Below are 12,199 nucleotides of genomic sequence, written 5' to 3'. Positions count from 1 at the left end.
TAAGCTTCCGCCCGTGCAGAGGAGGCCGAAGAAAGCCTTCCGCATTCTGCCGCAAGGCAGGACATGGGGAAACGAACAGGGACGGGGAGGAAATGGCCCAACCATCGAACAGGTGGCCCGCGGCAGTGAGCGTCGCGGCCTCAGTGGCGCTTGTCATCGCGGTCGGATGGCAGTTCATGGCCGGCGGCGAGCGCGGCGCGGAACCGGAGAAGACGGTAGCGGCCGGCGAGCAGACGCCGGGCGGCAATGCTCCGGCCACGGAGCAAGCGGCGGAACGGCCCCTTGCCGACATCGATCAGCAGCGCATCGTCAATGCCGACAGCGAACCCGGCAACTGGATGCAGCATGGCCGCACCTTCGACGAGCAGCGCTTCTCGCCGCTCGACCAGATCAACGACAAGAACGTCTCCAAGCTCGGCCTCGCCTGGTCGCTCGACACCGATACGACGCGCGGCCTCGAAGCCTCGCCCATCGTCGTCGATGGCGTCATCTACACCACGCTCACCTGGGGCGTGACCGTCGCCGTTGATGCGCGCACGGGCAAGGAACTCTGGCGCTTCGATCCGGAAGTGCCCGGCGAGTGGGGCCGCTATGGCTGCTGCGACGTCGTCAACCGCGGCGTTGCCGTGTGGAAGGGCCGCGTCTATGTGGCGAGCTTCGATGGACACCTCTTCGCGCTCGACGCGAAGGACGGGTCGGTCGTCTGGAAGGTGAACACCGTTCCCGGCGCTCCCTACACCTCGACCGGCGCGCCGCGCATCGTCAACGGCAAGGTCGTCATCGGCAATGGCGGCGCGGAATATGGCGTGCGCGGCTATGTCACCGCCTATGACGCGGAGACGGGCGCCGAGGTCTGGCGCTTCTACACCGTGCCGGGCGATCCCTCGAAGCCGGTCGAAAATCCCGAACTCGAAAAGGCCATTCCGACCTGGAAGGGCGGCGAGTGGTGGAAGATCGGCGGCGGCGGCACGGTCTGGGATTCGATGGTCTTCGATCCGAAGCTCAACACGCTCTACATCGGCACGGGCAACGGCTCGCCCTGGACGCGCGCCATCCGCTCTCCGGGCGGCGGCGACAATCTCTATCTCGCCTCGATCGTCGCGCTCGATCCCGATACCGGGCGCATGAAGTGGTACTATCAGGAAACGCCGGGCGACAACTGGGACTACACCTCGACCCAGCCCATGATCCTCGCCGATCTCACCATCGACGGGAAAAAGCGCCAGGTGCTCATGCACGCGCCGAAGAACGGCTTCTTCTACGTTCTCGACCGCGAGACGGGCGAACTGCTCTCGGCCAAGCCCTATGCGGTGACGACATGGGCGAGCCATGTGGACATGAAGACCGGCCGGCCGGTCGAGAACCCGGAACTCGCCTATGACAAGGTGGGGCAGTGGGTGCAGCCTTCGGCCAATGGCGCGCATAACTGGCACCCGATGGCCTTCAATCCGAAGACGGGCCTCGTCTACATTCCGGCGCAGGATCTCGCTCTCTATTACGCGCTCACGAAGGAGTGGAAGGAGAAGCACCACTACACGGCCGAAAAGAACTGGTGGAACCTCGGCCTCGACTACGCCGACCTCATCGACGCGATCAAGGCGCTGGGCGAAATTCCGCCGAGCCACGGCTTCCTCAAGGCGTGGGACCCGGTCGCGGGCGAGGTGAAGTGGCAGGTCGAGTATCCCGCGCCGCTCAATGGCGGCGTGCTGACGACGGCGGGCAATCTCGTCTTCCAGGGCACGGCCGACGGCTATCTCTATGCCTACAAGGCAGATACGGGCGAGCGCGTCTGGGAGCAGAACATCCAGACCGGCATCGTCGCGCCGCCCGTGACCTATATGGTCGATGGCGAGCAATATATCGCCGTGCTTGCGGGCTGGGGTGGCGTCAACATCACCTCCGGCGATGCGCGCACCTCGGCGGCGGCGAAATACGGCAATGACGGCCGCCTGCTCGTCTTCAAGATCGGCGGCTCGGGCGAATTGCCGAAGCTCGCGCTTCGCGACCAGTCGATCCCGGCCTGGCCGCCGCTCACCGCCGACGAGGCGACGGTGCGCAAGGGCGAGGTTTCGTTCCAGCAGCATTGCGCCTTCTGCCACGGCACCATGGCGGTGAGCCCCGGCATCACGCCGGATCTCCGGCGCATGAACGAGAACACGCGCCAGCACTTCCAGGACATCGTGCGCGGTGGCATGCTCAAGGACAACGGGATGGCGAGCTTCGCCGATCTCCTTTCCGAAGAGGAAGCCGAGGCGATCTTCTCCTATATCCAGAAGCGGGCGATCGAGGATCGCGCGCGGATGGCGCCGGTACGCTGAGAAGCGCCACCTGAAAGACAAAGCCCCGGAGGAAACTCCGGGGCTTTTTCATTGCCGTCAGCGCAGGGCCCTTTCGGCGGCGTGGGCGGTTCGGAGCAGGTTTTCCTCCGTATGCGGAGCGGCCTGAAGCATGAGGCCGACGGGAATGCCCGCCTGATCGTAGCCCGCGGGCAGCGAGATCGCGCAGAGCCCGAGCTGGTTGCCGATGGTCGTGTTCCTGAGCGCCATGCGGTTCGCCGCGAAATAATCGGGTCCGCCCGCTTCGAGAGCCGCGATGGGCGGCGGCGCGATCGCGACCGAGGGTAGCAGAACGGCATCGAAGCCCGCGGTCCGCGCGAGGTAGCGCTTCGTGATCTCCGCGCGTTCCATGTCGGCGCGGGTGATGTCGGCGGCCTTGAACTCCGCGCCCGCCATGACGCGCTCGAAGACGGGCGGATAGATTTCATCGCGATGCGCGGCGAGCGTCTCCGCCCAGAGCGCATGGGCTTCGGCGACGAGCCGGCTTCGCCCCGGCGCCCAGGCGAGCGCGTCGATCTCGTCGAGTTCGGGGAGCTTGCGCTCGACGATTCGCGCGCCGGCATGAAGGAGGCGGCGGATCGCCTGATCGAGCGCTTCCGCCACGCCATTGTCGAGCCCCTCCCAGGCGACGCCGCCCGGCAGCCAGAACACCTTGCCCGCAAGATCGGCGCCCTCGAGATCGGCGGGCTTCGTGCCGTCGAGGAGCGAGAGAAGGGCAGCGGCGTCGGCGACGTCGCGGGCGAGCGGGCCCACAGTGTCGAAGGTCGGCGAGAGCGGCACCGTGCCTGCAAGGGGCAGGCGGCCCGCCGTCGTCTTCAGCCCGACAAGGCCGTTCCAGCCGGCGGGAATTCGCACCGAGCCGCCCGTATCCGTGCCGATCGCCGCCGCGGCGAGCCCGCGCGACACCGAAACGCCGGCGCCCGAGGAGGAGCCCCCCGGCACGCGCTCGATCGCCTCGTCGAAGGGATTGGCGGGTGTTCCATAGGAGGGGTTGATGCCGAGGCCGGAAAAGGCAAGCTCGGTCATGTTGGTCTTGCCGAGGCAGACCGCGCCCTTGCGCGTCGCGCGGGCGAGAACCTCGGCGTCATGCGGGGGCACGCGATCCTTGAGCGCGAGCGAGCCCGCGGGCGTCGGATCGCCGGCGCTGTCGAAAATATCCTTCCAGGAAAGGGCCACGCCATCGAGCGGATGACGGCGCAGGCCGCGCCTTGCCCGGTCGGCAGCCGCTTCGGCCTCGGCCATGGCGCGGCGCTCGGTCAGCCGGGCATAGACGCGGGCGTCGGCATCTTCCCTGTGGGCGCGGTCGAGGAAGAATTCCGTCACCTCGCGCGGATCGGCCCTGCCTTCCTCGAAGAGGCGGCCGAACTGAAGCGCCGTCGTCGTTTCGTTCCAGCTTGCTGTCACAGCGTCACGACCAGTCGTTGAAAGCCGCGAAAGGCGGGCAGGTGGCGGCGCACCGGCGCTTCCCTTGCGAGCGCGATGGCGGGGAAGCGCGTGATGAGCGCCTGAATGGCGATCTGCGCTTCGAGGCGGGCGAGCGGCGCGCCGAGGCACATGTGAACGCCGCCGCCGAAGGAATGGTGATGCGTGTCGGCGCGTTCGAGGTCGAAGCGGTGCGGCTCGGGATAGACGGCCGGATCGTGATTGGCGGCGGCGAGCGAGGTGGTGACAGTGCGTCCCTTCTCCACTGGGCAGCCACCGACGACGATGTCCTTCGCGGCGTGGCGGCCGGAATCCGTTACCGGGCTGTCATAGCGCAGCATCTCTTCCACCGCGTTCACGATGAGCGAGGGCCGGTCCTTCAGCTTGTCGAGTTCTTCCCGATGGGTCAGAAGCGCGAACATGCCGTTGCCGATGAGATCGGTGGTCGTCACATTGCCCGCCGTCAGCAAGAGCGTGCACATGCTCAGGACTTCGCGATTGGAGAGCTTGCTGCCTTCTTCCTCGGCGCGGATGAGCTCGCTCATGAGATCCTCGCGCGGATGGGCGCGGCGCTCGGCGATCGCGTCTACGAAATAGGCGCGCATCGCCTGCTGGGAGGCGGCCATGCGGCGCGACGTCTCCTCGCTGCGCAGCGGATCGAAAGCCTGCACGATGTCGTCCGACCAGCGCTTGAATTCGGCGCGGTCCTCGCGCGCGACGCCGAGCATCTCGGCGATGACGATGGTGGGAAGCGGCGCGGCATAGTCCGCGATGAGGTCGGCTTCGCTCTTGCCCTCCATCGCGTCGAGAAGCTCGGCCGCGATCGCCTCGATGCGGGGCCGCATCGCCTCGACCGAGCGCGGATTGAAGGCTTGCGAGACGATGCCGCGCAGGCGCTTGTGATCGGGGTCGTCGAGAAAGAGCATGCTCGGATTGTAGTCGTCGCTCTCGAGGTCCGACACGAAAAGGCGCACATAGTCGTCCGGCAGTGTGGTGCGCGGATCGACCAGAAGTTCGCGGTCCCTGAGCACGGCCCGCACATCGTCATGGCGGGTGGCGAAGACATGGCCGAGTTCGGGATCGCGGTGAACGGGCGCGGCGGCCCGCAGGCGGTCGAGCACGTCATAGAGATTTTCGCGATACTCCTCGTCCAGCGCCGTCAAGCGTGCGCCGGTGGGCAGATCGAGGTCGGTCTTTTCGGCGATTTTCGACATGGCGGCCTCCCGTTCTTCATTCGTTTTTCGGAAGCCTAGTGCGGCCCGCCGGGGAGGGCAAATCGCCGCGCGGGCTGGACTTTGGAGCCCATCCGTTAGAGGCTCTGGCGCATGACGAAAGTGGTTCATGAAAGCGATGTTCTGATCGTGGGCGGCGGCCTTGCCGGCCTGCCGCTGGCGCTCGCGCTCGCGCAAGGGGGCCTCAGCGTCACCGCGGTCGACGCGCAGGACCCGGCTAGGGTCACGGATGCGGGGTTCGACGGCCGCGTCTCGGCCATCGCCTTCGCCTCCTGCCGCATGTTCGAGCGCATCGGCGTCACGAAATATCTCGACGGCCAGATGCAGCCCATCAACGACATCATCGTGTCGGACGGGCGCGTGCGCGAAGGGGCCTCGCCGCTCTTCCTGCATTTCGACCACACCGAGATCGGCGACGAGCCGCTCGGCCATCTGATCGAGAACCGGCATACGCGGATCGCGCTGCAAAAGGCGGTGGATGCGGAGCCGCTGGTGCGGCTCATCGCGCCCAATGCCGTGCGCCATGTCGAATATGGGAGCGCGCGCGTCACCGCGACGCTTTCCGACGGCTCGCTCGTCCATGCGAAGCTCTGCTTCGCCGCGGATGGCCGGCCTTCGCCGACGCGCGAGGCAGCGGGCATCAGGACCATCGGCTGGGATTACGGCCAGACGGGCATCGTGACGACGGTCGAGCACGAGCTGCCGCATGAGGGCGTGGCGCAGGAATATTTCCTCCCAGGCGGGCCTTTCGCCATTCTGCCCATGGTCGGCAACCGGGCCTCGCTCGTCTGGACCGAAAAGAACGACATGGCGAAAGCCATCCTCGCGCTCGATGACAAGGCGTTCGCAGACGAGATACGCGCCCGCTTCGGCGACTATCTCGGCCAGTGCCGCCCGGTCGGCCCGCGCTGGTCCTATCCGCTCAATCTGCAGCTCGCGCGCGAATATGTGCGCCCGCGCCTCGCGCTTGTCGGCGACGCGGCGCATGGCGTGCATCCGATCGCGGGCCAGGGGCTCAATCTCGGCCTGCGCGACGTGGCGGCGGCGGCCGAAGTGGTGGTCGATGCGGCGCGTCTCGGGCTCGACATCGGCGCGCTCGACGTGCTGGAGCGCTATCAGCGCTGGCGGCGCTTCGACAATACGGCGCTGTCTCTGATGATGGACGGGCTCAATCGCCTCTTCTCGAACGATATCGGCCCGCTTCGCCTCGCGCGCGATCTCGGCCTCGGGCTCGTCAACGAGATCGGGCCGCTAAGGCGCCTCTTCATGCGCCATGCGGGCGGCGTCATCGGCGATCTGCCGCGCCTGCTCAGGGGCGAGGCGGTCTGAGGAGCTGTCCGAAACGCATCGAGCGTCTGGCCGTCCACATCCTCGCGTTGATTCCAGAAGCCTGAAGACGTGGATGCCCCGGACAAGCCGGGGCATGACAAACTCTCGGACATGGATACGCCCGACGCTGACGGCATCGGCGGGAGCGGGTTCAGCCCCGGCTCAGGCCCTTGGCTTCCAGCGCGGCGAGATATTCCGCCCAGATCGCATCGTGCTCGCGGCCGAGGCGGTAGAGCGTCTCCCATGTATAGAGGCCGGAATCGTGGCCGTCGCTGAAGATGAGGCGCACGGCGTAATTGCCGACGGGCTCGACGCCTTCGATCGTCACATTGCGCTTGCCGGGCACGGTCTGCTTCTGGCTCGCGCTATGGCCCTGCACCTCGGCGGAGGGGCTTTCGACGCGCAGATATTCCGCAGGCAGAGCAAAGCGCGCGCCGCCCTCGAAGGCGACTTCAAGGAGCCGCTCGGCCTTCCTCAGCTTGATTTCCGTCGGCCATGGCCGCTCGCTCGCATGATCGCTCATCGTCGTTCCCACCCTGCCGCGCCTATTCGTCGTCGAGAGAGCGGGCTTCCTCGGCGAGCATGATCGGAATGCCGTCGCGGATCGGAAAGGCGAGACGCGCCTTGTCGGAGATGAGTTCCTGGCGCTCGCGATCGTAGCGCAGCGTCGTTCGGGTGACGGGGCAGACCAGGATTTCGAGGAGCTTGGGGTCCACTTCCGGGGCGCGCGTTTCGGACATGTCGGTTTCCTATTGGACGGTCGTCTCGCTGGGCGAGGTTTGCTGAAGCGCAATTTCGGTGAGCGCGATGAGAAGCTGGTTGCGTTCCTCGAGCGTCTTCGCCTCGAGCAGCGCCTGCTTCTCGCGGGGCCCATAGGGGCTGATGACGGAGAGCGAGTTCACCAGCGCCTCGTTGGAAGACTGCATGATGGTGCGCCAGTCGGCCTGAAGCCCGTGCTTGTCGAGGTAGGTCTTGAGGATCTCGAGCAGGCGGTCGCGGCTCACCTCGGCGCTGCCGAATTCGGGCGTGAGGTCGTCGGCGAATTCGTCCCACGCGACGGTGCAGCGGCGATAGGGCGTCGTCACGTCGAGCTCGCCCGTGATGCGGAAGCGCGCGATGCCGGTCAGGGTTATGAGGTTGCGCCCGTCGGCGGTTTCGGTCCAGGCGGTCAGGCGGCCCGCGCAGCCCACTTCGGCGAGCCTCGGCTTCGCCTGCGGATCGGTGGAGGCGGCGATTGCCGCTTCGTCGGCGGGCTGCACCATGCCGATGATGCGCTCGCCCCTGAGCGCGTCGTCCACCATCCGCAGATAGCGCGGCTCGAAGATGTTGAGCGGCAGCTGCGTGCGCGGCAGCACGAGCACGCCCGCCAGCGGAAAGACCGGGATCGAGGCGGGAAGATCGCCGAGGCTTCGATAGCGGTCGGTCGGTGCCATGGCCTCGCCTAGCTGAACAGGAGAGAGGAGAGACGCCGCCGGCCCGAAAGCGTCACTTCGTCCTTGGGGCCGTAAGCCTCGAAGAATTCGACGAGCTGCTTGCGCGCCGCCTCCTCGTTCCATTTGCGGTCGTAGCCGATAATGGTGAGAAGCTGATCGACGGCGCCTTCCCGGTCGCCGCGCGCATGGAGCGCGAGCGCGAGGTCGAAGCGCGCCTGATAATCCTTCGCGTTCGCCGCGATGCGGGCCTCGAGCTCGGCCGTGTCGCCCGCATCGGCCGCTTTCTCCGCCAGCGAGAGCGAGGCGAGCGCCGCCGTGATTTCAGGATCGTTCTTCGCGTCGGGCCGCACGAGGCCGAGGGTCTGGCGGGCGCGGTCGAAATCGCCGCTCTCGATATAGCAGCGCGCGAGGCCCGCGACGGCGGCGGGAATGCCAGGCTCGAGCTGGATCGCCTGCGCGAAAGCCTGCGCGGCGCTGGACAGATCGCCAGCCTCGAGGGCGGCGCGGCCGGCCTCGATCAGCTCCTCGGCGGGGGAGGGGCCGACATCGCCCGCAAGCCGCTCGATGAAGGCGCGGACCTGGCTTTCGGGCAGGGCGCCCATGAAGCCGTCGACCGGCTGGCCGTTCTTGAAGGCGAAGACGGCGGGGATCGACTGGACGCGAAGCTGCTGGGCGACCTCGGGATAATCGTCGATGTTCATCTTGACGAGGCGCACGGCGCCGCGCGCGGCCAGCACCAGCTTTTCGAGCACGGGGCCGAGCTGGCGGCAGGGTCCGCACCAGGGGGCCCAGAAATCGACGATGACGGGCACCTTCATCGATGCGTCGAGCACATCGGCGGCGAAGGTCTGCGTCGTCGTGTCCTTGATAAGCTCGCCCGGCGCGGCGGCAGGGGCCGCGGCCGCTCCCGGCTTCGTTCCGAAAATGGGTTCCATGTCCTGCTTTCCCGTGCGCCGCGGCTGGTGCGGCGGCCTGTCAGCTTCCCCTATGTGGGGCCTGCATTATTTGGAAACAATGGTTTAACGGCAGAAAGCCGCACCGGGCAAGCCTCAGCCCGCCGCTTCTTCCTGCGCTTCGACGAGGTCGAGGATCATCGGCTCATGGCCGGTGAGACGCAAGATGCGCAGAAGGTCGTCGCGGGCGATGGCGGTGGTGGCCGTGTTCTCGAGCGGATGGTAGTGGAGGCGGTCATGTTCGAGCATGGGCGCGTCGAGCACGGGGCGGATTTCGCAGGATCTGTCGTTCACCAGCGCGAAGGGCGTGACCGAACCCGGACGGACGCCGAGCTTCTCCCACATGAGATCGGCATTGGCGAAGGAAAGCCGGGCGCTTCCAAGGGGCTTCGAAAGGCGGTTGAGCTTCAGCTCGCGGTCCTCGAGCGTGACGATGAGTAAAAGCGCGCCTTTCTTGTCCTTGAGAAAAAGGTTCTTGCAGTGGCCGCCGCCGGTCCAGGGCGCGCCCCATCGGGCGCGGGCGGCGCGGGCCTCCTCGACCGTGTGGAGCGGTTCGTGCGTCCGTGTCTCATGGGCGATGCCATGGGCTTCGAGCCAGGCGAGGAAGGCTTCCGGACCATGAAGTTTCGGGGGCGGGGCGCTGTCGGGCATGGGGGATTTCTGGCATGGAGGGGCCGGGGCGGCAAGCCCTCGCAGGAAGCCTGAAAAGGGCACGCAATGCCCTCTTGCAATGGCCGGGACGATGGGTCATAACACGGCCCTCACGAACAGCGGCCACCGCTGTTTTCATGGATGCGGGTGTAGCTCAGGGGTAGAGCACAACCTTGCCAAGGTTGGGGTCGAGGGTTCGAATCCCTTCGCCCGCTCCAGATTTGCCGCTCTGTAAAGCCGCCGCCGGGCGGCTTTTCCTTTTGCGGGGGAAGCGAATGACAAATCCCGAAACCTGCCCCTGCCAGTCCGGCAAGGCTTTCGCCGATTGCTGCGGCCCCTATCTTTCGGGCGAGAAGGCGGCGCCGACGCCGGAAGCGCTGATGCGCTCGCGCTATTCGGCCTTCGCCACCGGCAATATCGGCTATCTGGAACAATCGCTTCTGCCCGGCACGCGCGGCGATTTCGACCGCGAGGCAGCCGCCGAATGGGCGCGCTCGAGCGAGTGGACGGGCCTCCATATCCGCTCGACCACGGGCGGCGGCGAGGGCGACACGAAGGGCGATGTGGAATTCGTCGCGCTGTTCCGCCAGAACGGGCAGGACCGCGTCCATCACGAGACGGGCAGCTTCGAGAAGCAGGACGGCCGCTGGTACTATGTCGATGGCGTCAGCGGCACCCGGCCGCGCCGCGTCGAGAAGGTCGGCCGCAACGAGCCCTGTCCCTGCGGGTCCGGCAAGAAATACAAGAAGTGCTGCGGAGCCGCCGCCTGAGGCACAACACTCGCTTTCCGCGCCGCGCAATTTGCCGTTTGCGCGGCCGCAACCCTTCCATGCTCCCGGCCTTTATGCTCCAATCCTGAACGCGATAGCGGCAAGGCATGGCGGGGCTGCATGCGCGCATCCCTCACGACAAGTGCCGTGCTGTCGCGCCGCGCCGGGGAGGGTGTTTCGTGAACGCAGTGAACGATGTGGCGGAGGAGGGCGCGCCGTCGGGAGCGCCTGACGGAGCATCCCGTGGCCTTTCGGCTTCCGGCCACCAGGCGGCCGACGCCAAGGGTCAGTTCAGCTGGGCGCTTTTCGAGTGGGCGCGTGACCCATACGTCATCATCGTCACGATCTATATCTTCGCGCCCTATTTCTCGAGCACCGTGGTCGGCGACCCGGTCAGGGGCCAGGCGATCTGGGGCCATATCAACGGCATTGCCGGCTTCATCATCGCCTGTTTCGGCCCGATCCTCGGCGCCATCGCCGATACGGGCGGGCGCAGGAAGCCCTGGCTCATCGCCTTCGTCGCCATCATGGTGCCGGCGATCTTCGCGCTCTGGTGGGCGCTGCCGGGCGGGGCGGGACTCTCGATCTTCCAGATCGCGCTTCTCTTCATCACGATCTCGGTCGCCTTCTCCTTCTCCGAGGTCTTTCACAATTCGATGCTGCCGACCGTCGCGCCGCATGAGCGCATCGGCTTTCTCTCGGGGCTCGCGCTCGCGCTCGCCAATGCGGGCGCGCTTATCATCCTCTGCTTCCTTCTCTATGCCTTCATGCTGCCCGGCCATGTGGACTGGAGCTTCATTCCCGAGAAGGCGCTTTTCGGCATCGATGTCTCGCAGCACGAGAACAGCCGCATCTCCGCGCCCCTGACCGCGATCTGGCTTCTTGTCTTCACGCTGCCGCTCCTCTTCTTCACGCCGGACGTGAAGCCCAAGGGCCGCATCCAGAAGCGCAAGGCGGTGATGGACGGCATCAGGCGCGTCTTCAGGACGGTGCGCCAGATCAGACACTATCGCAACGTCGCCACCTATCTCATCGCGCGCATGTTCTTCAATGACGGGCAGACGGCCGTGCTCATCTTCGGCGGCGTCTATGCGGCGGGCGTCTTCCACTGGAACGCGCTGACGCTCACCATCTACGGTATCGTGCTTTCGATCTTCGCCGTCGGCGGCGGCTTCTTCGGCGGCTGGCTCGACGACAGGTTCGGTTCCAAGCGCGCGATCCTCATCTCCATCGGCGGCACCTCGATCGGCATCGTCCTCGCCGTCTCGATGACGCCGACCTCGATGTTCTTCTTCCTGCCCTACGATCCGGCGAGCCCGCCGATCTGGGACCTGCCTTTCTTCCGCACCGCGCCCGAGCTTGCCTATCTCATCGTCGTTCTCATCGTCGCCATCTGCATCACGGCGGCCTATGCGAACAGCCGCACCATGCTCGCCCGCATCGCGCCCGTCTCGAAGATGTCGGAGTTCTTCGGCCTCTACGCGCTTTCGGGCACGGCGACAGCCTTTCTCGGGCCGGAGCTCGTCGGCTTCACCACCTCCTACTTCCAGAGCCAGCGCGTCGGCTTCGCCTCGATCCTCGTCCTCATGCTGATCGGTCTTGCCGGCATGCTTCTCGTGCGCGAACAACGGTCCGAAGCGATCGACTAGAAAAGGCGAAACCGGAAATTGAGCGAGCAAGCGTCCCGGGGCGAACCCGCCTCCAATCTCGCCCAGGCGGCCTGGGTCTGCTACGAGTGGGCGAATCAGCCCTATTTCTCGCTCGTCACCATCTTTCTCTTCGCGCCCTATTTCAGCGCGACGGTTGTCGGCGATCCGGTGCACGGCCAGGCGGTGTGGGGCTATACGCAGGCGATCGCGGGCATTCTCATCGCGCTTTCAAGCCCTCTTCTCGGCGCCATGGCTGATGCGGCGGGCCCGCGCAAACCGTGGATCGTGTTTTTCACGCTCATCTGCGTGGCCGGATGTTTCGGCCTCTGGATCGCGGTTCCCGGCGTGCCGGTCGAGCCGATCATGGTGTCGCTGATCGTCGCTTCGGTCGGCATGGAGTTCGCCATCATCTTCGCCAACGCCA

At 66.4% G+C, this 12,199-nt stretch carries 12 protein-coding genes and 1 tRNA gene; 6 read left to right on the top strand and 7 right to left on the bottom strand.

Annotated features, from left to right (window positions below):
* Positions 1-125: 125 nt before the first annotated feature.
* Entirely contained in the window at positions 126-2,318 is a 2,193-nt protein-coding gene (locus WBG82_RS04960; protein WP_424422122.1) for a PQQ-dependent dehydrogenase, methanol/ethanol family, read from the top strand.
* 57 nt (positions 2,319-2,375) lie between these two features.
* On the opposite strand, the gene WBG82_RS04955 is transcribed toward WBG82_RS04960, so the two are convergent.
* Complete coding sequence (locus tag WBG82_RS04955; RefSeq protein ID WP_424422120.1) at positions 2,376-3,740, bottom strand: amidase; 1,365 nt, start codon at positions 3,738-3,740, stop codon at positions 2,376-2,378.
* On the bottom strand, positions 3,737-4,972 hold the full coding sequence (locus WBG82_RS04950; RefSeq protein ID WP_424422118.1) for a cytochrome P450: 1,236 nt from the start codon (positions 4,970-4,972) through the stop codon (positions 3,737-3,739). Before WBG82_RS04950 ends, WBG82_RS04955 begins: the two co-directional genes overlap by 4 nt.
* A gap of 111 nt (positions 4,973-5,083) precedes the next feature.
* Here WBG82_RS04950 and WBG82_RS04945 point away from each other — a divergent pair, with 111 nt between their 5' ends.
* Positions 5,084-6,319 (top strand): FAD-dependent monooxygenase, encoded by a 1,236-nt coding sequence (locus WBG82_RS04945; RefSeq protein ID WP_424422116.1) that lies wholly within the window; start codon positions 5,084-5,086, stop codon positions 6,317-6,319.
* Between the two features lie 151 nt (positions 6,320-6,470).
* Here WBG82_RS04945 and WBG82_RS04940 read toward each other — a convergent pair whose 3' ends face one another.
* The 5 genes from WBG82_RS04940 to WBG82_RS04920 form a co-directional block, all read right to left on the bottom strand.
* Complete coding sequence (locus tag WBG82_RS04940) at positions 6,471-6,842, bottom strand: gamma-butyrobetaine hydroxylase-like domain-containing protein (RefSeq protein ID WP_424422114.1); 372 nt, start codon at positions 6,840-6,842, stop codon at positions 6,471-6,473.
* Positions 6,843-6,864: 22 nt separating this feature from the next.
* Entirely contained in the window at positions 6,865-7,059 is a 195-nt protein-coding gene (locus WBG82_RS04935) for a Trm112 family protein (RefSeq protein WP_424422112.1), read from the bottom strand.
* Between the two features lie 9 nt (positions 7,060-7,068).
* Positions 7,069-7,752 carry an LON peptidase substrate-binding domain-containing protein gene (locus tag WBG82_RS04930; protein ID WP_424422110.1) on the bottom strand — a complete coding sequence of 228 codons (684 nt, stop codon included), beginning with the start codon at positions 7,750-7,752 and terminating at the stop codon, positions 7,069-7,071.
* Positions 7,753-7,760: 8 nt separating this feature from the next.
* The gene (trxA, locus tag WBG82_RS04925) at positions 7,761-8,687 is read right to left on the bottom strand and encodes a thioredoxin (protein ID WP_424422108.1); all 927 of its coding nucleotides are present in this window, start codon (positions 8,685-8,687) and stop codon (positions 7,761-7,763) included.
* A 114-nt stretch (positions 8,688-8,801) separates the two neighbouring features.
* Complete coding sequence (locus tag WBG82_RS04920) at positions 8,802-9,356, bottom strand: prolyl-tRNA synthetase associated domain-containing protein (RefSeq protein ID WP_424422105.1); 555 nt, start codon at positions 9,354-9,356, stop codon at positions 8,802-8,804.
* A gap of 143 nt (positions 9,357-9,499) precedes the next feature.
* Between WBG82_RS04920 and WBG82_RS04915 the strand changes: the two genes are divergently transcribed.
* The 4 genes from WBG82_RS04915 to WBG82_RS04900 form a co-directional block, all read left to right on the top strand.
* Positions 9,500-9,574: transfer RNA gene (locus WBG82_RS04915), tRNA-Gly, on the top strand.
* 57 nt (positions 9,575-9,631) lie between these two features.
* Positions 9,632-10,126, top strand: coding sequence for a YchJ family protein (locus WBG82_RS04910; protein WP_424422102.1), 495 nt, complete (start codon positions 9,632-9,634; stop codon positions 10,124-10,126).
* 179 nt (positions 10,127-10,305) lie between these two features.
* The gene (locus WBG82_RS04905) at positions 10,306-11,775 is read left to right on the top strand and encodes an MFS transporter (RefSeq protein WP_424422099.1); all 1,470 of its coding nucleotides are present in this window, start codon (positions 10,306-10,308) and stop codon (positions 11,773-11,775) included.
* Between the two features lie 18 nt (positions 11,776-11,793).
* Positions 11,794-12,199: MFS transporter (locus WBG82_RS04900; RefSeq protein ID WP_424422096.1), on the top strand; the 406-nt coding region annotated here is incomplete at its 3' end.

This window comes from Parvibaculum sp. (assembly GCF_049671045.1).
Classification (GTDB): Bacteria; Pseudomonadota; Alphaproteobacteria; order Parvibaculales; family Parvibaculaceae; genus Parvibaculum.
The sequence above is the reverse complement of the archived record's forward strand: the minus strand, read 5'-3'. Positions and strand labels throughout refer to the sequence as shown.